Origin of the sequence: Hydrogenovibrio halophilus DSM 15072, from assembly GCF_000384235.1 — a bacterium.
In the GTDB taxonomy this organism is placed as follows: Bacteria; Pseudomonadota; Gammaproteobacteria; order Thiomicrospirales; family Thiomicrospiraceae; genus Hydrogenovibrio; species Hydrogenovibrio halophilus.
The window spans coordinates 1695068-1718597 of the sequence record NZ_KB913033.1 but is presented as its reverse complement, the minus strand read 5'-3'; the positions used below and the strand labels follow the sequence as shown (position 1 = coordinate 1718597).

Genomic DNA, 23530 nt, shown 5'->3' with positions numbered 1-23530 from the left:
AAATAACGGAACACGACCATTATGCCTTCAACCAATCAGGTGCCGCATTTACAAACCGCTTTGACCGGCCCGTTGCTGGAACTGGAACAACACCTGCTCAACCAGCAATCCCAGATCGAAGCCTGGTTCCGCAAACAATTCAAGCAGACCCCGGCACCGTTCTACGCCTCGGTGGACCTGCGCAATGCCGGTTACAAACTGGCCCCGGTGGACACCAACCTGTTTCCGGCCGGTTTCAACAACCTGCACACCGACCTGCGCCCGCTGGCGATTCAGGCGGCGCAAAACGCGGTGACCGCCGCCTGCCCCATTGCCGATGGCGTGCTGATCATCCCGGAAAACCACACCCGCAACCAGTTTTATCTGGAGAACCTCGCCGTCCTGCAGGAAATTCTGCTGGCCGCCGGTTACGAAGTCCGCATCGGCAGTATCAATCCGGACATCACCGAACCCACGGACCTGCCCCTGCCGTCCGGAAAAACCTTGACGCTGGAGCCTTTGACCCGTCAGGAGGATCGTGTGGGCGTGGACGATTTTTTCCCCTGCGCGGTGTTGTTGAACAACGACCTGTCCGGCGGACGCCCCGAAATTCTGGAAAACATTGACCAGACCTTGCTCCCGCCGCTGGATCTGGGCTGGGCCGACCGTTACAAGACCGAGCATTTCGGCCATTATCAGGACATCACCCAGGAATTCGCCCAGCTGATCGACATCGATCCCTGGCTGATCACCCCCTTGTCTCTGCCCTGCGGACCGGTCAACTTCAAGGAACGTACCGGCCTGGAAACCCTGGCCGACTCGGTCAATCAGGTTCTCAAGCAAACCCAGACCTATTACGACAACCACGACATTGACTGTCAGCCGTTTGCGATCATCAAATCCGACAGCGGCACCTACGGCATGGCGATCATGTCGGTCAACAACCCCGAAGACGTGCTCAGTCTCAATCGCAAACAGCGCAACAAAATGAGCTCGGCCAAGGAAGGTCGGGTCGCCGAGCAGATGCTGGTGCAGGAAGGCGTCTACACCTTTGAAAGCATCGAAGAGGCCGTGGCCGAACCCGTGGTCTATATGATTCACAATCAGGTGGTCGGCGGATTTTATCGGGTCCATACCGGCAAAAGCGCCACCGACAACCTGAACTCGCCCGGCATGCACTTTCAGTCGCTGTCCTTCCAGACCGCCTGCGTCACCCCGGACCAGAACCAGGCGCCGGACGCCAGCCCCAACCGTTTCTACGCCTATGGCGTGATCGCGCGCCTAGCCCTGCTGGCGGCGGCACGTGAAATCGACCAGGCCAAACAGGGCAAACTGACGGAGCCGCACTCATGAGCCAGTCAGGCACAAGGCTCAATCTGGCGATGGTGATGGACCCGATTGAGGGAATCAAACCCTGGAAGGACACGTCTTTTGCCATTCTGCTCGAAGCGCAGCGGCGCGGCCACGCGCTCTGGTACCTGACGCCGCAGGACATTTTTCTGGACAACGGCCGCCCCTATGGGCGCATGACCCAACTGAAAGTCTGGGATCGGGCCCAGGCCGACACCACCTCGCAATATTACGGTTTTGGCCCCACCCAGGTGCGACCGCTGGGTGAGATGGACCAGATTTTCATCCGTCAGGACCCGCCGTTCAACAACGATTACCTCTACAGCACTCAGATGCTGGAACTGGCCGAAGCCGAAGGCGCACGCGTGATCAACCGGCCTCAGGCACTGCGCGATGCCAACGAAAAACTCTTTGCCAGCTGGTTTCCTCAGGCGTTGGCCCCCTCTCGCGTGGCGGCGCACCCCGACCAGATTCGGGATTTCATTCAAACGCACAAAGACGTGATCCTGAAACCGCTGGACGCCATGGGCGGCAGCTCGATTTTTCGGGTGCGCCAGGACGACCCCAATATCTCGGTGATTCTGGAAACCCTGACCGACTTCGGCCAGCACCACATTATGGCGCAGGTGTATTTGCCCGAAATAAAGGACGGCGACAAACGGATCCTGATGATCAACGGCGAGCCGATTGATTATGCGCTGGCGCGGATTCCGGCCAAAGGGGAAACCCGGGGCAATCTGGCCGCCGGTGGCCGTGGCGTGGGTCAGCCGCTGACGGAACGCGACCGCTGGCTGTGCCAACAGGTCGGGCCGACGCTCAAGGCCAAAGGCCTGTATTTTGTGGGGCTGGATGTGATCGGGGAGGTGATTACCGAAATCAATGTCACCAGTCCGACCTGCGTACGCGAACTGGATGCGGCGTTTGACCTGAATATTGCCGGGCAATTGCTGGACGCACTGGCCGATCTGCCGCCGGCTCAGGCCACTTCGGGTGAGGGTTTGCCGAAGTAAAACCCCTGAAACTCATCGATCGCAAAGGGTGTCAAACATTCGAGAACGGCTTCATCGGAAACAAATTCGGCAATGGTTTTGACCTCCAGCTTGTGCGCAAACGCCAGAATGGTTTCGGTCATCACCTCTGAGGCCGGATTGTCGCAAATGTCGCGAATGATCGAACCGTCGATTTTCAGGTAATCCACATCCAATTGCACCATGTAAGCAAAATTGGAATAGCCAGCACCGAAATCGTCCAGCGCCACCTGCACTCCCTGGGCTCTGACAGCGCGAATGAATTCCCTCGCCGTGCCGTAATTCTGAATGCCTTCGGACTCCACAATCTCCAATACCAACCGCCCGGGGTCGGCACAGGTTTTGATCCGGTCGATCAGCCATTGACGCATGGTTTCATCGGCGATGTCTTCAATCGACAGGTTGACAGAATAATGATGCGGCGTGGTGGCGATTTTGGCAAACACCTGATCGATCATGGTTTGGGTCAGACGGTGGTACAGTCGTAAGCGCTTGGCAATGTCCAGAAAAGCGCCCGGAGACACATAATCGTCGCCTTCGCGCAAACGCAAAAGGCATTCGTATTTGACCACCTGATGGGTTTTGGCATCGACAATCGGCTGATAAAACGGCACAAATCGCCCTTCTTCCAGCCCTCGATTCAAGCGCTCAATCCAATTCAGATTCTGCTGGTAGGTTTTTTTGATTTTCAGCGTCGGATCAAACGCCAGAAAGGTCTGACGCCGGGCCTTGGCCCGCTTGAGGGCCATGTCGGCTCCCGAAAGCACTTCCCGGCCTTCGGGGCCAGCCGTATCGGTGGTGGCCCAGCCTGCGGTCACCGAAACATTGACCTGCTGACCGTCCAGCTGAAAACGCTGATGCGGCAAATGTTGCAGAAACCCCGCCACTTGCCTTTCAAACCCCGCCTCCACGGCGTCCAGCTCCAGCAACAACGCAAATTCGTCCACCGGCAGCTTGTAGAGACTGACCACGCCTTCGGTGGATGAAAACGCTTCCTGAAGCGTCTGGCCCAGCGCTTTGAGCAAGGAATCTCCCGCATTGTGGCCAAAACAGGCATTGAGCTCGCTGAAGCAGTCCACATTGAACAGCACAAGCCCGATCCGGTCGGATTGCCCCTCATCGTGCAAAGCTTCCATCAGACTCAGGCGATTGGGCAGATGGGTCAAACCATCAAAATGCAGCCGCCTGACCATGGCCTGCGTCGATTCAATCAACGCGGTCACGTCGTAACCGATGCAGACGTATTTTGCCTCAGAGGCCCCCTGATCAAAAATCTTGGCCAGCGTGGTATCCAGATAGAATGTTTGACCGGATTTGGTGTGATAACTGACCACCCCTTTCCAGGCGCTGTGCCTGGCCAGGGTATCAAACAGACTGGATTTCAAGTTGTCTGACTCGCCGTCCCACAAATCAAAAAAATCGCGGTCCAGCAATTCTCTCAGCTCGTAGCCGGTTCGCCGCAACAGCTGGCCGTTGGCGTCCAGCACATTCATGTCCCCATCCAGCATCCATGTCAGAGCACTGGTATCCACCGCTTTTTTGAATGCCCGCAGATACGCCATTTGTTTTTGCAGGCGTTCCGTCCCCTCGCTCACTTGCTGGGCCAGTGCTTCGTTACTGGCTTCCAATTCGGTGGCGTTCACCTTCAATGCCTGGCCGAGCTGCTGCGTCGATGCGTCATCGCGCGCGCAAACCATCAGCATCGACAGACCCTGCTCATCCTCAATGCGCTGGACACTCTTGGTGATGCGCACCGCATGGCCGTGGCGGTGGACAAAATCGGATTGTTGCTCAACGCAATGGCCTGTTTTTGCTACTTGGGCCTGACAGGCTTCCATGATCGACATGTCGTTCAGATATTGTCCGACAGCCGAGCCAATCAATTCTTCCGGGTCATAACCCAGCAATTGGGAAAACGCCTGATTGGCGTAGGTAATGACCCACTCATGGTTCAGGGTGAACACCCCTTCTGGAAAATGGGACAGAACCCGAACCACCTGCTCAGACGATAAATTCATACAATGCATGACCTGTTGGAATACAATGATTGGACCGTTATTAACGCAAGATTCGAAGCGAAGGCAAGCGGTCGCAGCCGCTTTCCCACACTTGCTTGATGAAAACGTTCCATGACCATTTTGGTATTAGTGTAGTGTTCTACACTAGCACATTAACTTATTTCCATAAAATTTATGCGTTTACAGTCGAACAGATTCTTTTTATGCGCCCCAAACTTCTATTTTTCCTGATCGCGCTGACCGGCAGCCTGCTTTTTGCCTGTCAGGCGCCGACCCAAACCCATCAGACACGTTTTCCCGTGTTCGGGACCGTCGTCAGCCTGACCGCAAACGAAACAGACCGGCAGACAGCCCAGTCGGTGTTTTCCCAAATCGAACAACGGTTTCACGCCCTGCACAAAGACTGGCATGCCTGGAACCAGAGCGGTCAGCTCCATCGCATCAATCAGGCCATTGCCCGGGGCGAACCGATTGAGGTGCCGCCTTTGTTCAAGCGTTTCATCCTGAAAACCCAGGCGCTGTCCAAAGCCAGCGATGCCCTGTTTGACCCGGCAATCGGCAGTTTGATTGCGCTGTGGGGCTTTCACAGTGAACACTGGGAAGGACCGCCGCCTTCCAAAGCCGAGCGCCAGGCCTGGTTAAAAACCCGTCCCAGAATCACCGACCTCTGGTTTGAAGGTCTGACACTCCACAGCCGTAACCCGGCCGTTCAACTCGATTTCGGCGGCAACGCCAAAGGCCTGGCACTGGACCTGGCTGCCGAACGCTTTAAGGCCGCCGGGATTGACAATGCGGTGATCAACATCGGCGGCGATTTGCGCATTCTGGGCCAGCGCGACCCCAAAACTTACCAGGCCTGGTCCATTGGGGTTCAAGACCCGGCCGATCCCGCTCAGGCACTGGCGTCCATTACCGTAGAGGGCGATGAAAGTCTGGTCACGTCCGGCACCTATCAGCGCGCCTATCAATGGCAGGGCCAGACCTTCAGCCACATCCTCAACCCCAATACCGCCGCCCCCACCGACTATTTTGCCTCAGTGACCGTCGCCCACCCGGATGCCACCACCGCCGACAGTGCCGCCACCGCGTTGATGGTGGCCGGGCCCAGCCAATGGCAGCGCATTGCCGACAGAATGGGCATCAAACAGGCGTTCGTTGTGGCCCCGGATGGGCGCTGTTTTGCCACCCCGGCCATGGCCGAACGCCTGCACAGAGTGCAATGCGATTTGCAGCCTCCCAATTCAGAGTCCAATGCCAGCCTGAACATGTAACCCTGACTCAAAACCAAGCCCACCCAAATCAACGCCCGAATCGGTATAATGAGTGGCATGCAAACACTCCAGTCGCTAGAGCACCACTTTCTGATCGCCATGCCCAATCTGGCCAACAGCTGGTTTGACAAGGCGCTGATCTATGTTGTCGAAGACAACGACTATGGCTCCATGGGACTGGTGGTCAATTACCCGCACCAACTGGATGTGTCGCAACTGCTGGAACACTTTGACATGCCGATTCCGGCCGACGCCGATTACCTTGACAACACCGTGATGATGGGCGGCCCGGTGGACATGGAACACGGTTTCATTCTGCACCAGCCCACCGGCGACTGGCAGAAATCGCTGCCCCTGCCTGACGATCTGGGCATGACCGTCTCCGAAGACTTTCTCAAAGCCCTTTCCGAACAGCAGGGCCCACAGGATTTTCTGGTGTGTCTGGGGTTTGCCGGTTGGGAAAAAGGCCAGCTCAATGAAGAAATTCAAGGCAACCACTGGCTGACCATTCCCTACAACGCCAGCCTGCTGTTCGACGTGCCCGCCGAAAAAAAATGGGACACCGCGATTCGCACCCTGGGCATTTCCCCGGAATTTCTGAGCATGGACGCCGGGCATGACTGACGCCGCCGTGCCTTCAGGCGAAACGCCGACCGTGCCTCAGGGCCGCGTCATCGGTTTTGATTTCGGCCTGCGCCGGATTGGCGTCGCCATCGGCAACACCCTGACCGCGACCGCCAGCGCGGAAACCATTGTCGACAGCCGCGATGGCCGCCCCGACTGGGACGCGATCAGCGCCCTGTTCGAAAGCTGGCAGCCGGTGGCCATCGTGGTGGGGTTGCCAATGCGCCTCAACGGCGATGCCCAGGCCCTGACCCAACCGGCCCGGAAATTCGGCCAGCGTCTCAGTGGGCGCTACAAACGCCCCGTGTATTTCATCGAAGAACAACTCAGCTCGATCGAAGCCGAAAAACGGACCACCAGCGGCGCCCCCTCGGATCATCTGGCCGCGGAAATCATATTAACGAATTGGTTAGACACCGTGTCAGCCAAACAATAGAATAGTCACTCAAACGACGGATTGATGGGAAAAGAAACCGCATGCGACTGACCACGCCCAATCTGCAGCTCAACCAACAGGGTGAACTGCGTCATTTCCTGACACTGGAAGGCCTCAAGCCCCGCCATCTGAACCAGATTCTGGATGTTGCCGACGGCTTTATTGACGAGCATGGCGAGATCGGCAAGGTGCCCAATCTGCATGGCAAGACCATCATGAATCTGTTTTTCGAGCCCAGCACCCGGACGCTGACCACCTTTGAAATTGCGGAAAAACGGCTCTCGGCCGATGTGGTCAACCTCAACATCGCCACCTCCTCCACCAAAAAAGGCGAAACCCTGCTCGACACCCTGTGGAATCTGCAGGCGATGCTGGCCGACATTTTTGTGGTGCGCCACAGCGAAAGCGGCGCGGCGCATTTTATCGCCCGCCATGTGGCCCCGCACATTCATGTGATCAATGCCGGCGACGGTCAGCATGCCCACCCCACGCAGGCCATGCTCGACATGCTCACCATCCGCCGCCACAAAGGCGACATTTACGACCTCAAGGTCGCAATCATCGGCGACATTCAGCATTCGCGGGTGGTGCGCTCACAGATTCAGGCGCTGAGCCTGCTCGAAGCCCGCGAAATCCGGGTGATTGGCCCCAAAACCCTGATGCCGCCCGACCCATCTGCGCTGGGCGTGCATGTGTTTGACAACATCGAAGACGGGCTGGACGACGTGGATGTGATCATCAATGTGCGGCTGCAGAGCGAACGCATGAAAAGCGCCCTCCTGCCCAGTGAAAAAGAATTTTTCAACCTCTACGGCCTGACCAAATCGCGCCTGGCCTTCGCCAAACCCGATGCCATTGTCATGCATCCGGGGCCGGTCAACCGCGGGGTCGAAATCGATTCAGAAGTGGTCGATGGCGAACAGTCGGTGATTCTGGATCAGGTCACCAACGGCATTGCGGTGCGGATGGCGGTGATGTCGATCATCACCGAAAACGCCCAGGCCCTGAAAGAGACCACCCAATCGATGCAGGAGGACCGCGCATGAGATTGCTGATTGAAAACGCCCGCATCATTGACCCCAGTCAGAATCTCGACCGGGTCAGCAATCTGTACATCGCCCGCGGCCGCATTCAGGCCATCAGCGACACCGCACCGGAAGGCTTCAGTCCCGACCAGACCATTGACGGTTCTGGCAAGTGGCTGATACCAGGCCTGGTGGATTTGCAGGCGCGTCTGGGCGAACCCGGCAGCCACTACGAAGGCAGCATTGCCTCCGAAACCAAAGCCGCCGTGGCCAGCGGCATCACCACCATCTGCTGCCCACCCGACACCCAGCCGGTCAACGACACCCAGGCGGTGACCGAACTGATTCAACGCCGCGCCCGTCAGGCCGCCACCGCGTTTGTGCTGCCCATTGGCGCCATGACCCAGAATCTGGACGGCAAAATGCTCAGCAACATGGCCGCGCTCAAAAACGCCGGTTGCATTGCGTTGAGCCAGGCCGACCAACCGATTCAAAACCCGCTGACGCTGCGCAACGCCATGAGCTACGCCGCCAGCAACGACATTCTGCTGATGCTGCGTTGCGAAGATCAGACCATGAAAAACGGCGGCGTGGCCCACAGTGGCGCGGTCAGCAGTCGACTGGGCCTGAATGGGATTCCCTACAGCGCCGAAACCGCCGCGCTGGCGCAAACCCTGATTCTGGCCGAAGAAGCCGGGGTACGGGTGCATATTTCGCAGGTATCCTGCGCCAAATCGGTGGAAATGATCGCTCAGGCCAAAAAAGCCGGTTTGCCGGTAACCTGCGATGTGGCCATTCACCAACTGCATCTGACCGACTACGATCTGCTGGAGTTCAACAGCCTGTTTCACGTCACTCCGCCATTGCGCACCCACAACGATCAGGCCGCACTGCGCATGGGCGTCAAAACCGGCGTGATCGATGCCATTGTCAGCGACCATACCCCGCTGGACCGCGACGTCAAACTCCTGCCTTACGGCGAAAGCGCACCCGGCATCAGTGGTCTGGAAACCCTGCTGCCACTGACCCTGCGTCTGGTCGAGGACAACACCCTGACGCTCAACCAGGCCATTGCCGCACTCAGTCAGCGTCCGGCGGAAATCATCGGCATTCAGAACGGCAGCCTCAGCCAAGGGCTTTCCGCCGATTTCTGTCTGTTCAACCCCGAAGCACACTGGGAACTGGATCGGTTTGCACTGATCAGTCAGGGCGACAACAGTCCTTTTCACGGCTGGGAATTTCAGGGACAGGTGGAAGCCACCTACTTTCAGGGACGGCCGGTGTATCGCAACAATGCGGTCTGACAACGCCGAGCCGATGTGGCCCGCGCTGATCTGGCAGCAGAGCCTGCCGCAAATCGGGGAGTATTGGGTACACGAATACCGCTGTGACCCACCGATGCCAGCCGACCGCTGGCCGGTCAATCTGCAACTGAATGATCAAACCCTTCTGCTCAGCATCAAGGATCAGGGCCAACGGATTCAGTTTCTCAGCCGTCAGGAAAACGCACCGGATGCCGGACAGAGTGTTCACAAGAATCCAAACCATCAAAACCACCAGGCCTGGTGGTTTTTGCAGGACATTGTGCCCGCTGCGGGGCAACGCGGTGACTCGGAGAGCGAATCGGGGGAGGGACCGAATGGTAGGGACCACCCGCTTTGCCTGCTGGCAGACGGCTTGAGTCTGGCCACCGCCCTGCATCTGTGCGAACAGCTTAAAACGCGTTATGCCTTAACCGTGATTGCCCACAGCGATCAGGGATTTCCGTTTCCGGTCAAACCGGCGCGCTTTCTGTTGCCGGGCTTTCCGCCCGAGGCCATGGGCGCCGCCACCCTGCTCGAAGACTGGGGCATCCCCAACCGTCTCTGCGCCCGACAAGGCCAACCTGGCTGCTTTGAAGGCAATCTGAACGAACTGATGACCCAGTGGACCCCGCCTTCGCACTCGCGGCTATTCGACGTGACCCGCCTCCTTGCGTAAGTCGTGCGCCAGGGATTCCAGTGACTTGGCGGCTTTGTGCGCCATATTGGAATGCACCACTTCCACCGACGCCAGCACCAGCGTTTCCAGCTCTGAAAACTGCTCATCTGTGATCTCGCGTAAAGCCTTGTCAGAAAGCAGACTTTTGAATTCCTTGACCACTTCCTTGGCGTGCTTATCAAACTGAATAATCATAATCGGTTCCTCATCGTCATTCGGGTTGTTTAATCTTCCTTGAACACTTCGTCGCCGGTGCTGATGATCAGCGGATCGTTTTCCAGCAGGTCCGGGTCCTTGTCGTCATACGGAAAGCTGTTGAGCACATAGCGCATCGCTTCCAGTCGCGCCCGTTTTTTGTCATTGGACTTGATCACCGTCCAGGGGCATTCCGAGGTATTGGTGTAAAAAAACATGTCCTCTTTGGCTTTGGTGTATTCGTCCCACAAATCCAATGAGGCCATGTCCATCGGGCTGAGTTTCCATTGTTTCAGGGGATCGTTTTTGCGGGCATCGAAACGGCGCAGCTGCTCATTGCGACTCACCGAAAACCAGAATTTCATCAAATGAATCCCGCTGGCGCTCAACATGCGCTCGAATTCCGGGGCCTGATGCACGAACTGATTGTACTCTTGAGGGGTACAGAATCCCATCACCCGCTCCACGCCAGCGCGGTTGTACCAGGAACGGTCAAACAAAGTAATTTCTCCCTCCGTGGGAAGGTGCTGCACATAACGCTGAAAATACCACTGCCCTTTTTCGGTTTCCGTGGGCTTGTCCAGCGCCACCACCCGCGCACCACGCGGGTTCATGTGTTCCATCATGCGTTTGATGGTACCGCCTTTTCCGGCCGCATCCCGCCCTTCAAACAAGATCACCAGTCGTTCGCCATTGTCCTTGATCCAACGCTGCAGTTTCAGCAACTCAATTTGCAATTTCTCTTTGGTTTTTTCATACTCCTTGCGCTTCAATTTCGTATCATACGGATAAGCGATGTTACTGGATTTGATTTTCTTCATGCGTTCTCCCGGTTATGAAAACTTCTTATAATGATTGCATTCATTCTACGCCCCGAACCAGACAAAATAAACAAACAAAAAGTAAACAAGAGGCTGAACATGACCACCCACGCCATGCCCGATGCAGACACACAAGCCACACTGAAACAAAACTTTGACACTGTCAGACAGCGCTTACACGCCGCCGCCGAACAGGCTGGACGCTCTGTGGACGCCATTCAACTGCTGGCCGTGAGCAAGACCAAACCCATTGAATACGTCAACGCCATCGCCGAACAGGGCCAGACCTGTTTTGGCGAAAACTACCTGCAGGAAGCACTGGAAAAAATCGAACAGCGCCCGGATCTGACCTGGCACTTTATCGGCCCGATTCAGTCCAACAAAACCAAGCCCATTGCCGAACAGTTTGACTGGGTCGAAAGCGTGGACCGCCTCAAAATCGCCCGCCGCCTGTCCAGCCAACGCCCGCCGGAAAAAGACCCCTTGAACATCCTGCTGGAAGTGAACATCAGCGACCAGGAAAGCAAAGCCGGCTTCTCGCCAAAAGAAGTACTGGAAGCGGCCAAAGAAGTGCAGACACTGCGCAACCTGAGCCTGCGCGGCCTGATGACCATTCCCGCCCCCAGCGACACCTTGGACGCCCAAAGACAGCCGCTGGCCAAAATGCGCGAACTGTTGACACAACTGCAACAACAACTGCCCGAGGCACCACTGGACACCCTGTCCATGGGCATGAGTGGCGACCTGGAAGCTGCGGTCCTTGAAGGCAGCACCGAAGTCCGAATCGGCACCGACCTGTTCGGCGCCCGAAACTGACCAGGTCTGGTCAAAAACACCATTTGTGTATCAGCAAAAACACAAAAGCTGACACACAAACCGGTTTGTGTGTCAGCCATGAAAGACAAAGCGTATGGATTGAAAGCCATTCGCTGCAGACGACCGTTGGCCGAAGCAGGCCTGGTTAAAACCGATAACCGATCCGACCCCAGATACGTGGTGCGTCGTCTTCGGTGTCTGACTGGGGCTCTCCACCCTGTCCGCGCCAGGCCGCTGAGAGGTCCGCCGACCAGGCCTTATGGTTGACTCTGACGCCCAGACCGGCTCCGGCCAGATCCCGGGTGTTGTCACTGTCGTCCCAGCGATCCACATTGGTGATCACATGCCCTTTGTCGGCAAAGACGTAAGGGGTCAGACTTTGCCAGCGATAACGAACCTCAATTTGCGCCAGCCAGCCCATGTCGCCAGAGGCTTCGCCCTGCGGATAGGCGCGTACGCCTCGGGGGCCGCCCAGTGACAGGCCTTCGGAGCTGTCCAGATTGCTGTTGGCCCACTGACCCACACCACGAATATAAGCCGTGAAGCCCTGGCCGATGTTTTGAATGCGGGCGGCATCCAAATGCAGTTTGCCATAGCGGCCGTGGGTGTCGGCGGTGGCAGCGTCCTGTGTTTTCTGGTCGTCGTCTTCCAGCGTCAGGTCACCGACGGTGGCGGTCAGCGCACCGTAAGTCACACCGCCGCCACCCAGGCCATCGCGGTGGTCAAACTGCAGACTGACCGGCAGGGCTTTGATGTTTTTGGTGTTCTTGATGTCTGTCTGGCCGTTTTCATCGGTGATGTTTTTATGATCCAGTTGAGCACTGAGTTTCAGGTTGCTGGTCTGTGACCGAATGATCGGGTAGGACACGCCCGCCGAAACAATGTCCACCAGCCCTGTGATCTCGGCGTCTTCGAATTCGCTGGTGCCCAGTTCATAGTCTGTTCGCACATAGCTGGCAAACCCACGCAGGCCACTGTAGCCCAACGGCATGTCATAGCGGGCAGACCCGAACCACATGCCTTCATTGGTGCGCATGGCCGTCAGGCTGGCCTGGTCACCGAGGGTGATCAGTCGATTGGCGCTGACATTGACCATCGCACGGTAAGCGCCGGTGTAACGGTTGCCGTGGTTGTCCAGACTGACGTTGGCCTGATAACGCTGATCGGTCTCCGATTGCATGTCGAGGTTGCCTTCGCCAGTGTTGTCCCCAGGTCGCATGACAGGGCTGACGCGCACCCCGGGCAGATCGCCGATGATCAGGGTGGTGCGTTCCAGTTGGTCGGATTCGATCAGGTCGCCTTGGCTCAGGCTGTGATCAAGAAAGGGTTGGATGCCTTGGGCCAGTTGGCCGTCGGCTTTGACTTGGCCGTAGCGCCCTTCGAGGATGCCGATGGTCAGTTGACCGTCGCTCAGTTTTTGTTGAGGCAGATAGGCCCGGGCAAAGGGGTAGCCGTTGTTGCGGTAGTATTGGCTGATCTGGTTGGCCAGAGAGCGCAATCCGGCGAGGTCTTTGGGCTGGTCGAACGGGGTGTCGAGTTGGGCGAGCAGTTGCTCGTGATCAAAAACGCTGTTGCCTTGAAACTGGATGCGTGTGAGTTCTATGGCTTCGCCGCCTGGCTGGGTTTCCAATAAAGGTTGCTCTGGCACTTCGATCTCGGCCGAGGGCTTTTGCGGTTCGATGTCTCTGGGCTGGGTGTCCTGGATGACTTGCCCTGCATCCGGAGCAGTTTGAGCCTGAACGGTAACACTGGTCAGTAGCAGCAGCGCACAGGCAAAAGGAATGGGTTTCAGAGTGCAAACGTGCATAAAAAATCCTTCAAATTTGAATTTGGGTGATGACGCTCAAAGGCGTGCTATGTATTTAAAGAGGAAAGGCCCCGATGTGATATCGGGGCGCTTTAGGTCACAGTCACTCTCGGTTCACTACGGCTGGTCAGCTGGTGCTGCCGCCTCCGCTGGTGCTTGATCGGCTTCACCTTCCGCTTCATCAGGTGCGGTTGCTTCTGCGCCTGGCCCCGGTAGACCACCTGCCCCAGCGGGCGCGCCAGTTCCACCAGATACTCCTGTTCCACCTGATGCACCTGCGCCAGCTGATGTTCCTGCCCCGGCTGCTGCTTCACCAGGCAGGCGAATGCCGCCATCGACCACAAACACAGTTTGTGTCCCGGCCTGACCACCGCCAGCAGGGGCTTGTGTCAAACCAGAGGTCTCAGGCGCGGAATCATCGGCATTCGCATTGCCGGTATCTCCGCCGCCCTGATTGCCCCCACTGGAGACGCTGACCACCTGCAAACCGCCAATCTGTGTGGGCGCGGCGTCAGGCACACCGCCCTGAGGGGGCTGTGGCATTTGTGGTGCGGCCACTTCAACTGCTGGCTCGGTTTGCGCCAGTTGCCCCGCTTGCGCTGCAGACCTTTGTGCATCACCGGTCGCCGTTTCCTGTGGTTCCGGTTCCGGCGTTGGTTCCGGCGTTGGCTCCGGTGCTGGTTCCGGCGTTGGTTCTGGCGTTGGTTCTGGCGTCGGTTCTGGCGTTGGTTCTGGCGTTGGTTCTGGCGTTGGTTCTGGCGTTGGTTCTGGCGTTGGTTCCGGCGTTGGTGCCGGGGTTGGTGCCGGTTCAGCTTCCCCGTAGATTTTCCAAACGCTATCTCCTGGGTTTTGTGTTGTAAAACTCAAAACAGGGTATTTGTAGTCGGAAGGAACGTCTGGATCTTCGACTATATCCCATCCATAGTTTTCGTAGGTTTTAAGCGTATCCATTCCAACAGAGCCACTGGTAGGATGGCCAAACCCTTTCCCTTGACCCAGGTCACTGCTGTTGCCACTGGTGTCTGTATCCCACAAGCTATTTTCTACCAGCACGATATTTGTGTCAGAGTTATAAACAGTTCCTATGAGTCCGCCTACTTTATCCAATTCTTCATCATCCAGCCCAATCACTTGGCCTATCGAATAAGACCGAATAATTCTATCATTCGAAGTCTTACCAACTAATCCGCCTACGTGATTGGTACCGCTGACACTTCCTGTTGCATAGCTGTTAAGTATAGTCGCTGCCTGACCCTGTGAGTTTTCAGCGAGCCCAACCAGGCCGCCCACAAACCAATCCCCTTCAACTTCATATGTCGAATACGTTTGCTCAATGGTGGAGAAGGCACTTGTGCCTACCAGACCACCAACAAAGTTTTCTCCGTCAACAAAACCTGGACCACCTTGGGCATAAGAGGTTTTAAGTGTTGAACCATCCATATGTCCAACCATGCCACCAGCATTAGACCCATTCGTCACGGTTACTTTGTTACCCCAAACCCAACTGCCTGATATCTCTGCATTGCTATCTACATGCCCAACCAGGCCGCCGACGGCGCCAGGGGTTGGTTGATCAACACTTTGGGCAATAGACGTTTCAACTGTCACATCGGTCAGTTGAGAGGTGCCACCCGTTAGGGTGCCTCCTCTTTGCTGACCCACAAGGGCTCCGGCAGCAAACACTTCTTTCGCAATAACTTTTGAAGAGTTTAACGAACTGTTATCTATGTCCCCGTGATTATCCAGTGCTACCAGCCCACCTATGCGATAGACATCGAGCGAACCATTGCCGACGATGGAATCTGAGCCAACAATGACATTTTCAATCTTCCCTGCATTTTCAGCAGCCAGTATCGCAACATTAGTCACTTCACTTAGGCCACTGGTATCCTGGGCAAGGATGCTGGCATTTTTAAATTGCAAATACTTAACCACCCCGTTTTGGCCAATGCTCTCAAAAAAAGCGGCATTACCATTCGCGGTTACGTCATCAACGGTAAGGTTTTCTACAGGTTGTGTTCCTCCATCTAACGTACCGTTGAAGTTTGCAATCGGTGTCCAGGTAACACCTTCAAGGTCTATGGGTCTGTAAATTGCGTAATTCCCGTTTACAGCGGTATTGATCCATTGAAGCTGGTCAGAGTTAATGGCAACGACCAATCCGTCTTCACCGAAAACAACCGCATCATGGTTGTTTTTTGCATCAAATTTAACACCGCCTCCGTAAACATTACCGTCAACGACTGTTTTTCTGATGAGCGCATTGACATTGATATTGTTCTCCGCTTCCAAAGTGAGTGTGGTGTCAGGAGACCATTGGACATCCTTGCTGACAGTGATGTCACCCTGGTCATCCCCGGCGGCAGAGGCTTTCAGATAGGCATCGGTTTCTGACAAAATATTTGACAGTGCATTGGAAGACAGGCCGGACGTGTTTTCTGCTGGTGCGGCGTCTGAAACGGAGAGGTCAGATGCGGCGGCGAGGGTGACGCCCCCGTCCCCCAGGGTCCAGTTTGCCGTGTCTTCAATCGACACCTGCGCGGCTTGAGTAGGGGCTGTAAAATTGATGTTGCCTGCTTCAAAGTCTGTGTTGGCGATATCTAGATTGGAAGCGACCAAACCACCGACATCAACCTGAGCACCCTGGCTAAACAGAATGCCGTTGGGGTTAATCAAATAGACATGGCCATCGGCTGTGAGGTTGCCCATGATATTGCTGGGGTCAGAGCTGGTGACGCGGTTCAGAGCGCTCCAATCCGCATTGCCTTGTTGGTCGAAATGAACGGTGTTGCCTGCGTCAATATCAAAGTGTTCCCAGTCAATGGTCAGTTTGGCATCGGTTTGGTTGATGGTCAGATTATTGTCAACAATCTCCCCAATGGAACCATTGCCGTTCACTACCGTGCCACATGAGGGCATGCCTGCAGTGACAGTGCAGGGTGGCGTCGCTGGTTCCGGCTCACTCACTTCAGCCAACGCTAACGGCAGGTAGGGGGCACCGTCATTGATGTTTTCATCCTGCTGCCATTCATCGCTCCAGGCGGTGTAGAGGTCTGAATTCTGAAGCTCTTCGGTGGTTTTACCGACAGCGCCATCAACATTCCCGGCTGTATCCAGTCCGGTCAGGTCAGTATCCCAGTAGCTGTTTTCAGCGGTTGCATTGTTTTCAAACATGGTTCCAACCAAAGCCCCGATGTTTGGGTCAACGGCATTGGTGGTATTAATGTTGACGGCGCTTTTACTGTAAACATTGGTTAAGACATTGCCGTCTTCCGGCAAACTTTCGTCATTGTAGTAACCGATCAGCCCACCCACATTAATATCAGGTGATACCGTAGAACCATTGACCGTAACACTCCCCGTTGAATACGAGTTGGCGACGCGCCCACCGGACAGATTGCCAACCAAACCACCCAGCCAGATATCGACTTCGGGATCAGCGCCTGCATTGGCGGTCACATTACCCGTAGCAACAGCATGATCTATAGCCAGTCCTTCGTTGTAAGCAGCTCCGACAAGCCCACCAATACTGTTACTTACACCCGTCACATTTCCCAAAGCAGCAACATGGCTGACCTTTGCACCCATCTGCATATTACCGATCAAGCCACCAACATCTGTTCCAACCGTATTCACCTGACCGGAGGCAATACTGTGCGTCACTGATGAACGCGAGACACCGACCAAGCCACCAATATTTCTTGTGCCACCCTCGATGTTGACTTGGGCATTAGAGCGACTTACCAATGAAACGCCGCTAGGTTGTTGGCCAAAAACCCCATCAAAAAACCCTTCAATTGTTGAATCCCGAATATCTCCCACCAGACCACCGATATTTTCAGAGTTTTCTATGTCTTCCGGTAAAACAATCTGCCCCTGTACGTAGTTGCCATCTAGCTTTGCATCTCTTGCAAAGCCCACAAGACCGCCTACATTGGATACAAGATTATTGCTGCTGATTGTGGGAGTAATGGACAGGTTGGTCAGCATGGTATGGCGAATCTCTGGGGGAGTATGAGTATACTCTGCGTCAACAGCGCCAAAGAGCCCGATACCACTGTCGCGGCGAGAGGAGTTAACCGTTAAACCGGAAATTGTGTGGCCCAATCCGTCAAATTTCCCTTGGAACATGGTGCGACTCTTATCTCCAATAGGAATAAATCCTTCACCATTATTCCAGCTGGCCGTATCGCTGGCATCTATATCATTGGCGAGAACAAAGTTTCCTTTCGCCAGTTTGACTGTTAAGCCATCATGCTCTGGGTGGGGGATATCTCTGCTTGTATTGGCTAGGCCTTGAAGAGTAAGAGCATCATTAACTTCGTCTCCTGCACTGCCTAGGGAAGTAATGATTGTCCATTCAACAACCTTGTTGTATGAAACATTTCTCGATTGAGTAGAAAAGCTCGAGTTGGCACCAAGTGAAATTTTGCCGTTGTAATCCCGACTTGAATCAATGGTGTCCTTATAGCCGTTTTGGGCATTAATGATATAGTTACCATCCCAATTTTCGTTTTCAGGATTATAAACGGTTTGAGCGTATTTCAAAAAAACCTCACCCCCGCCAGAGGCATCCAGATGGTCATTGATGATGATATTTCGATCGGCATCCAGCGTTAGGGTGTTGGCAGCCCAGGTAATCGGGGCATCCACGGTGATATCGCCATTTCCAGTTCCCTCATCTGGTGTTTGAATGGTGACATCAGTACTGGTCAGGGCTTGTTGAATGGTGGCGTTGTGGATTTTGGTGACGTCATCAGCATTCGTTGCCGGGTCTGATCCTGTGAGGTTGGATTCATCCGCGCCGTCAATAATCTGCACATCAATGGGATCAATCAGCCACTCCCCAGTCTGGCCATTATCGGCCTGAGTGGTGACCTGAATATCGGGTTGAATGTCCACTTTGGCCGCACTGGTTTCAATGAAACCGCCATCGCCGCCATTGGGTGCGCTGGCATCCAGGGTGCCGCCGACCTGGATCTGGTCGTTGTCCATGTCGCCCATTAGGTAGATTTCGCCGCTTTCACCACTCTCTAAGGTTTGTGCTTCAATAATGCCGTCGTTGTTGATGACGCTGCTGGCGAGATCGCCTGCGGCCTGGGCGGTGAGGTAGACCAGGCCGCCGTCGGCTTTGATGGCGCCGCCGTTTTGAATGTGGGCGTTGAGGGCTTTTTCTTGGATTTCGATTTTGACGGGGCCGCCCATGTCGAGGGTGACTTTTTGTCCGGCACCCATGACGACGGAGCCGTTGTTGGCCTGGATGTTTCCGCTGTTTTCAATTTGGGCGGCGATCATGGCGACATAGCCATCCTGGCTTTGGATGTTGCCTTGGTTGACGATGGCGCTGCTGCTGTCGCCCTGGAAGGTGTAGTTACCATTTAGGAAGTCGTCGGTGTCGATGTCGAGGGTGGAGGCGACGATGCCGCCGACATTGACTTGGGCGTCCTGGGTAAAGGTGATGCCGTTGGGGTTGACCAGAAAGACTTGGCCGTTGGCGTTGAGTGCGCCTTGGATTTTGGAGGGGTCGGAGCCGGTGACGCGGTTAAGCGCCACGGCGCTGGCGTCGGGTTGTTGAAAGGTGACGGAATTGTGTTTGCCGATGTCGAAGCTGTCCCAGTCGATGGCGGCTTTGTCGGTGGATTGCTTAACGGTCATGTCTTGGCCGTTGCTGTCAATCTGGGCTTGACCGCCGACGACTTGGCCGTTTTGCGGCAGTTCGGCGGCGAGTGCGGAGGCGGAGACAAAAAACAAGGAGCCGATCAGGGCTTTGGGGGTCAGTTGTTGTGCCAGTGCGACCAGGGTTTTGACCAGGCCTGGTGCTTTTTGGCGGGGAGAGGCCGTTTTGCAGGCGCTTTTGCCGATTTCGGCGACGGCTTGCCAGACGCCTTTGCTTCGGTTAAAGACGACGCGGTACACTCGGTTCAGGCTTGCGTGGCGGCTCATGTGATTGCTCCTCAGGTTTCATTGCTATGTTCTGGTTTTTTCGCATCTTATTAAAAAACGCCCTGTCATAGCTGACACAAACCGACACTTTCTGACAAAACCTGACATTGCTGGGGTTTTTCGCCGAGTTCTGATACATTTGTTTTTTTGAAAAAATCCGTATTGCCATGCATGTATTGTTGATTGAAGACGAAACCGAGACACTGGAGGCACTGGCCAGTTATTTGCGTTTGCACAATCTGGTGGTGTATGAGGCGACCACACTGAAAGAGGCCAGCCGTCTTTTGCAGTCAAACCCGGTTGAGATTATGGTGCTCGATATTGAGTTGCCCGATGGCTGTGGGCTGGAGTGGCTGCAACACAACGCCAGTGCCTGCCAGCGCCTAGGGCTGATCATTGTGTCGGCGCATCATCAGGAAGCCACCCGTCTGAAAGGACTGGCGCTGGGGGCAGATGTGTTTTTGCGCAAACCGCTGGCGGCCAGAGAGCTGTATCTGCAACTGGAAAATCTGGCCGCTCGTTTGCCAGAGGCCAGGCCTTATCCAGAACGTGACTCAGCGCGCAGTCGTGGATGGCATTTGGATCTGCCTCAATGGCAACTGATCAGCCCTGTCGGTGATCAAATTCCTTTGACGCTGTCGGAAATACGGTTGTTGCAGACGATGGCGCGTTGGTGTGGCCAACCGGTTTCCAGGCAGACGATTATTCTGGGGTTGCAGGCTGATCCGGCCAGTTATGACGAACGGCGGCTGGAAACGCTGGTGCGTCGATTGCGACAGAAAGTGCGCACCGAAACGGGGGCATTGTCCCTGCCTCTGATTACTGTGCGGGGCGTGGGCTATGCATTCAAATCTGATTTACAGGTCTCTTCCGATGCATAGCGGGGGGCGTTTTTTGATTCGTTTTGGCTGGATCGGCTTGCTCATTTTGTGGATGACGCCTGGCCTGGCGCAACCCTTGCAAATCAAAAACACCGATCAGGTGTACACGCTCAATGCACAACTGACTTATTTACTGACGCCGAATGAGATGTCATTGAAGGAAGTGTTGGCGTCTGAACAGGCATTTTACCCTCATCAAAAGTCTTCGGTCCTCAATCTTGGCTACAGCAACCAGACCCTTTGGCTGAAGTTTGACATTGACAACCAGAGTGCGCTGGATCAGTGGATTCTGGAGTTTGGATATTACCCGCCCCTGGCGTTTGATCTGTACTTGAAAAACCACCAGGGGGCATTTCACAGGATTGACACCGACAAAAACCAGTGGCCCAGCCGTTATCTGGCCTATGATCTGCCTTTGGCAAATGGCCTGAACCAGGTGCTGATCAAAATGGAAACCAGCGCCTCTCTGACCGTGCCTTTGACCATCAGTTCCCATAAAACCTTTGCTGAAGAAAAACAGGGGTTCTACTTTACCCAGGCTTTGTATTTTGGCTGGGTCGCCAGTCTGATTCTGTACAATCTGTTTTTGTTCCTCTCTCTTCGAGACGGGCGATTTGGTTACTATGTGTTGTTTGCCACGGCGTTGGCTTCAGCGCTTGCTTTTTACTATGGGTTTCCTCAGCAATGGCTGGGCATGCCTTATGACCAGACCACGACCATCATCGGCACGGTGCTGTTCAATCTGGCGTCCCTGCTCGCCATTGTTTTTGCGCGAAGGTTTTTGAATACCCCGCTGTACAGCCCGGTCGGGGACAATCTGTTGTTGCTGACTTCTCTGACTTTTTTCGGGTCGATCGTCACCGTACTGATCTGGCCTGCATCCACCACACCTTCCTGGCTGTTGAGCCTGGGCGCACCGATTGGGGCCATCATTGCCATGATCGTTGCGTTTATTTGCCTGATACGCGGTTACAAACAGGCCCGTTTTTTTCTGATCGCCTGGTCGACCCTATTGGTGGCTACCATTATTGCAACGCTTCGTAATTTTGGGTGGGTCGAAACAAGCCCGTTGACGGCGCACAGTATCCAGATTGGGTCGGCACTGGAAATGCTGTTACTTGCCATTGCTCTGGCCGATTCCATGCGCATTGAGCGCATTGAGCATGATCGCCTGCAACAGGCCTCGCTTGAAGACAGCCTGGAAAATCAAAAAATATTGACCAGCAACCAGTCCAGACTGGAGCGCAAGGTGTTCAAACGGACTCAGAATATTCAGGCCTCTCTGTATAAAGTGCAAAGTGCGTTCAAGACCTATATGCGCTTTGGTGCCATGATTTCGCATGAATTCAAGAACCCTTTGAACGCGATGCTCAACCAGATTGAAACGCTCAATATGGAACGCCAGCATGGCATTGACCACTCAGAGAAACGCCTGGCCTCGATTGAAGGCCAGGCCAAGCGCCTGAAAACCCTGTTTGAGCACTGGCTTTCCACCGATCAGCTGATCAGTGGCCAGCTTTCGACCGATGTGAAAACGGTTTTATTACAGCCCTGGTTGCAGGAGGCCATCGAACTGGTCGAAAGTATTCATTCGGATCGTCATTTTGAATTTCATGTTGAAGTCAATCCCACCACCCGAGTCAAAATGGATGCCACGCTTGTGCAAATTGGTCTATTCAACTTGGTGGACAACGCCTGTCGTTATTCACCGGAAGCTTCACGAATCACCTTGGTGGCCATTGTCTCGGATCAAACCCTCGCCCTCGGCGTGGTCAATCAACCTGACACACCCATGACAGAAGAAAGACTGAAAGACAGCCTGGAGACCTACTGCACCCTTTCATCCAAACAACAGGAGAGCACTGGTCTGGGACTGTCACTGGTGAAATTGATCGCCGAAACCCACAAAGGGTCTCTGGCGGCCAATCTGGTGGAACAGGACAAGGTCCAGTTTGTGATGCGTTTGCCCGTTGTTTTTGCTCAGTGACACCTGACCATAATGGATTGACCACAATCATCATTTACCAGGCCTGGTCAAAAATACCATTATCAGGTTTCTGTCAGGCATAGAAAAACCGGAGGCGGTCTGTGACCACTTCCGGTTTTGGTTCTCTCCTTTTTGCCCTGCAGAGTGTCTGGATGCACTCTGTCAGGTTGGGCCTTTTTTGGCCTCTGTTATCATGGTTTATCGGCGGATCCGGTCGTTTCTTGAGCCGAAGTTTCCGCATTTTCACCCGTCTCACCCTCTGCATTGGCACTGGTGTCAGCGTCTGTCTGTGCATCGGCCTGTGGACGCATCAGATCACGCAAGCCAAAGGCTTCGGCCAGACGGTCGTGAAAACCCTGAACCCGCTCCAGCCAGTTGGCTGGTGATGCCTTCGATGCGCCGTCTTCGCCTTCTTCGGTCGCGACCTCTTCACGTTGGCCCATGATCGACGCCATCATTTTGTCCACGCTTTCACGGGCCTGGGCAAAGTGTTCGTCCATGCGCTCAATCACGCCCTGCCACTCCTGCAGATATTCCGGCAGTTTGCCCACATCACTGGCTTCGCCTTTTTCATTCGCTTTGGGGGCTTCGCCCTGTTGATAGGCCTGGGTTTGCTGGTAACGCTGGGCCATGGTCTGGGTTTTTTCCAGATTCAAATCCATGCTTTTGAGCTGACCAAAATCGATCTCCAGGCTCTGGGCCTGTTCGAAAGCTTTTTCGACGTCACCGTTGAAAAACTCATCCGCCAACTTGCCCACCCGTTCGAACACGTCAAAAATGGCGTCCAATTCGTCGTCATTGAGGTCGCCCTGCACCGAAAAGCCAAACCGTTCTTCGAACGCGGTGGCTTCCATGGCCTCGCGGCTTTCAAACAGACGCGCGCCTTGCGGGCCGGATTCGGCAGACTGATTCGCCTGATAGGATTGATACTGGGCATAAAGCTGACGAAAATCGACCTGAACGCTGTCGCCTTCACGCGTCTGCAGGTTCAGGGTCATGGTATGGCTGTAAGACAGCGATTGCTCAAAGGAACTGCTTTTGGCCATGGCCTGCAAACCCTGAGCACTGGGCGAAAACCCCGGCGACTGTGAACGCGCCGGATTCTGTGCCTCAGCAGCAGGAGGGCGGACCTGATTGGCACGGTCCTGCCCGGTCAGTTTCTCGTCCTGATCCGCTCGCCGATGATTTGAGAGCAGGCTTTGCAAGGGTGAATGATTGGATTGAATCGGTGAGGCCATAATCGTTCCTTTTTCTGGTCAGAGTGCGCTTGAATCGTCTTTGCGACACATTATTTTTGTTCTCGTAAGAATTAACGGCCAAATTCGGGGAAACTTAAACTGGTCAATCGGTTTTTAAGGCGGCATAATGG

General features: G+C 55.0%; 17 protein-coding genes. 11 read left to right on the top strand and 6 right to left on the bottom strand.

What is annotated here, in order from left to right:
- The first annotated feature begins 21 nt into the window (after positions 1-21).
- Together gshA and gshB are read left to right on the top strand one after the other, a co-directional pair.
- Entirely contained in the window at positions 22-1332 is a 1311-nt protein-coding gene (gene gshA, locus A377_RS0108220) for a glutamate--cysteine ligase (RefSeq protein WP_019895806.1), read from the top strand.
- Positions 1329-2339: a glutathione synthase gene (gene gshB, locus A377_RS0108215; RefSeq protein WP_019895805.1), complete on the top strand. Its 1011-nt coding sequence runs from the start codon at positions 1329-1331 to the stop codon at positions 2337-2339. The genes gshA and gshB overlap by 4 nt, the downstream gene beginning before the upstream one ends.
- On the opposite strand, the gene A377_RS0108210 is transcribed toward gshB, so the two are convergent.
- Positions 2306-4375 carry an EAL domain-containing protein gene (locus A377_RS0108210; RefSeq protein ID WP_019895804.1) on the bottom strand — a complete coding sequence of 690 codons (2070 nt, stop codon included), beginning with the start codon at positions 4373-4375 and terminating at the stop codon, positions 2306-2308. The two genes, gshB and A377_RS0108210, sit on opposite strands and share 34 nt — an antisense overlap.
- A gap of 203 nt (positions 4376-4578) precedes the next feature.
- On the opposite strand from A377_RS0108210, the gene A377_RS0108205 reads away from it, so the two are divergent.
- The 6 genes from A377_RS0108205 to A377_RS12825 are packed head-to-tail and all read left to right on the top strand — an operon-like array spanning position 4579 to position 9711.
- Positions 4579-5646 carry an FAD:protein FMN transferase gene (locus A377_RS0108205; protein WP_019895803.1) on the top strand — a complete coding sequence of 356 codons (1068 nt, stop codon included), beginning with the start codon at positions 4579-4581 and terminating at the stop codon, positions 5644-5646.
- Positions 5647-5703: 57 nt separating this feature from the next.
- Positions 5704-6270: a YqgE/AlgH family protein gene (locus A377_RS0108200; RefSeq protein ID WP_028485388.1), complete on the top strand. Its 567-nt coding sequence runs from the start codon at positions 5704-5706 to the stop codon at positions 6268-6270.
- Positions 6263-6706, top strand: coding sequence for a Holliday junction resolvase RuvX (gene ruvX / locus A377_RS0108195; protein ID WP_019895801.1), 444 nt, complete (start codon positions 6263-6265; stop codon positions 6704-6706). Before A377_RS0108200 ends, ruvX begins: the two co-directional genes overlap by 8 nt.
- A gap of 41 nt (positions 6707-6747) precedes the next feature.
- Entirely contained in the window at positions 6748-7752 is a 1005-nt protein-coding gene (locus A377_RS0108190; protein WP_019895799.1) for an aspartate carbamoyltransferase catalytic subunit, read from the top strand.
- Entirely contained in the window at positions 7749-9035 is a 1287-nt protein-coding gene (locus A377_RS0108185) for a dihydroorotase (RefSeq protein WP_019895798.1), read from the top strand. The genes A377_RS0108190 and A377_RS0108185 overlap by 4 nt, the downstream gene beginning before the upstream one ends.
- Complete coding sequence (locus A377_RS12825; RefSeq protein WP_019895797.1) at positions 9025-9711, top strand: hypothetical protein; 687 nt, start codon at positions 9025-9027, stop codon at positions 9709-9711. The genes A377_RS0108185 and A377_RS12825 overlap by 11 nt, the downstream gene beginning before the upstream one ends.
- On the opposite strand, the gene A377_RS0108175 is transcribed toward A377_RS12825, so the two are convergent.
- Together A377_RS0108175 and ppk2 are read right to left on the bottom strand one after the other, a co-directional pair.
- Positions 9682-9906: a hypothetical protein gene (locus A377_RS0108175; protein ID WP_019895796.1), complete on the bottom strand. Its 225-nt coding sequence runs from the start codon at positions 9904-9906 to the stop codon at positions 9682-9684. The two genes, A377_RS12825 and A377_RS0108175, sit on opposite strands and share 30 nt — an antisense overlap.
- 29 nt (positions 9907-9935) lie before the next feature.
- Positions 9936-10727, bottom strand: coding sequence for a polyphosphate kinase 2 (ppk2, locus tag A377_RS0108170; RefSeq protein WP_019895795.1), 792 nt, complete (start codon positions 10725-10727; stop codon positions 9936-9938).
- 99 nt (positions 10728-10826) lie between these two features.
- On the opposite strand from ppk2, the gene A377_RS0108165 reads away from it, so the two are divergent.
- Positions 10827-11543, top strand: a complete 717-nt coding sequence (locus A377_RS0108165) for a YggS family pyridoxal phosphate-dependent enzyme (RefSeq protein ID WP_019895794.1) — start codon at positions 10827-10829, stop codon at positions 11541-11543.
- A gap of 145 nt (positions 11544-11688) precedes the next feature.
- Here the strand turns inward: A377_RS0108165 and A377_RS0108160 are convergent, their stop codons facing one another.
- Together A377_RS0108160 and A377_RS0108155 are read right to left on the bottom strand one after the other, a co-directional pair.
- On the bottom strand, positions 11689-13350 hold the full coding sequence (locus A377_RS0108160) for a ShlB/FhaC/HecB family hemolysin secretion/activation protein (protein WP_019895793.1): 1662 nt from the start codon (positions 13348-13350) through the stop codon (positions 11689-11691).
- 117 nt (positions 13351-13467) lie between these two features.
- On the bottom strand, positions 13468-19293 hold the full coding sequence (locus A377_RS0108155) for a two-partner secretion domain-containing protein (RefSeq protein WP_019895792.1): 5826 nt from the start codon (positions 19291-19293) through the stop codon (positions 13468-13470).
- 167 nt (positions 19294-19460) lie between these two features.
- Here A377_RS0108155 and A377_RS12820 point away from each other — a divergent pair, with 167 nt between their 5' ends.
- Both A377_RS12820 and A377_RS0108140 read left to right on the top strand, forming a co-directional pair.
- Complete coding sequence (locus A377_RS12820; protein ID WP_019895788.1) at positions 19461-20174, top strand: response regulator transcription factor; 714 nt, start codon at positions 19461-19463, stop codon at positions 20172-20174.
- Positions 20167-22161 (top strand): sensor histidine kinase, encoded by a 1995-nt coding sequence (locus A377_RS0108140; RefSeq protein WP_019895786.1) that lies wholly within the window; start codon positions 20167-20169, stop codon positions 22159-22161. The genes A377_RS12820 and A377_RS0108140 overlap by 8 nt, the downstream gene beginning before the upstream one ends.
- Positions 22162-22352: 191 nt before the next feature.
- On the opposite strand, the gene A377_RS0108135 is transcribed toward A377_RS0108140, so the two are convergent.
- Positions 22353-23399 carry a hypothetical protein gene (locus A377_RS0108135; protein WP_019895785.1) on the bottom strand — a complete coding sequence of 349 codons (1047 nt, stop codon included), beginning with the start codon at positions 23397-23399 and terminating at the stop codon, positions 22353-22355.
- Positions 23400-23530: the final 131 nt, after the last annotated feature.

What these genes read in the sequence shown, in the direction of transcription:
- gshA (WP_019895806.1), top strand. Translation starts at nt 22, where the DNA reads ATGCCTTCAACCAATCAGGTGCCGCATTTACAAACCGCTTTGACCGGC.
- gshB (WP_019895805.1), top strand. Translation starts at nt 1,329, where the DNA reads ATGAGCCAGTCAGGCACAAGGCTCAATCTGGCGATGGTGATGGACCCG.
- A377_RS0108210 (WP_019895804.1), bottom strand. Translation starts at nt 4,375, where the DNA reads ATGAATTTATCGTCTGAGCAGGTGGTTCGGGTTCTGTCCCATTTTCCA.
- A377_RS0108205 (WP_019895803.1), top strand. Translation starts at nt 4,579, where the DNA reads ATGCGCCCCAAACTTCTATTTTTCCTGATCGCGCTGACCGGCAGCCTG.
- A377_RS0108200 (WP_028485388.1), top strand. Translation starts at nt 5,704, where the DNA reads ATGCAAACACTCCAGTCGCTAGAGCACCACTTTCTGATCGCCATGCCC.
- ruvX (WP_019895801.1), top strand. Translation starts at nt 6,263, where the DNA reads ATGACTGACGCCGCCGTGCCTTCAGGCGAAACGCCGACCGTGCCTCAG.
- A377_RS0108190 (WP_019895799.1), top strand. Translation starts at nt 6,748, where the DNA reads ATGCGACTGACCACGCCCAATCTGCAGCTCAACCAACAGGGTGAACTG.
- A377_RS0108185 (WP_019895798.1), top strand. Translation starts at nt 7,749, where the DNA reads ATGAGATTGCTGATTGAAAACGCCCGCATCATTGACCCCAGTCAGAAT.
- A377_RS12825 (WP_019895797.1), top strand. Translation starts at nt 9,025, where the DNA reads ATGCGGTCTGACAACGCCGAGCCGATGTGGCCCGCGCTGATCTGGCAG.
- A377_RS0108175 (WP_019895796.1), bottom strand. Translation starts at nt 9,906, where the DNA reads ATGATTATTCAGTTTGATAAGCACGCCAAGGAAGTGGTCAAGGAATTC.
- ppk2 (WP_019895795.1), bottom strand. Translation starts at nt 10,727, where the DNA reads ATGAAGAAAATCAAATCCAGTAACATCGCTTATCCGTATGATACGAAA.
- A377_RS0108165 (WP_019895794.1), top strand. Translation starts at nt 10,827, where the DNA reads ATGACCACCCACGCCATGCCCGATGCAGACACACAAGCCACACTGAAA.
- A377_RS0108160 (WP_019895793.1), bottom strand. Translation starts at nt 13,350, where the DNA reads ATGCACGTTTGCACTCTGAAACCCATTCCTTTTGCCTGTGCGCTGCTG.
- A377_RS0108155 (WP_019895792.1), bottom strand. Translation starts at nt 19,293, where the DNA reads ATGAGCCGCCACGCAAGCCTGAACCGAGTGTACCGCGTCGTCTTTAAC.
- A377_RS12820 (WP_019895788.1), top strand. Translation starts at nt 19,461, where the DNA reads ATGCATGTATTGTTGATTGAAGACGAAACCGAGACACTGGAGGCACTG.
- A377_RS0108140 (WP_019895786.1), top strand. Translation starts at nt 20,167, where the DNA reads ATGCATAGCGGGGGGCGTTTTTTGATTCGTTTTGGCTGGATCGGCTTG.
- A377_RS0108135 (WP_019895785.1), bottom strand. Translation starts at nt 23,399, where the DNA reads ATGGCCTCACCGATTCAATCCAATCATTCACCCTTGCAAAGCCTGCTC.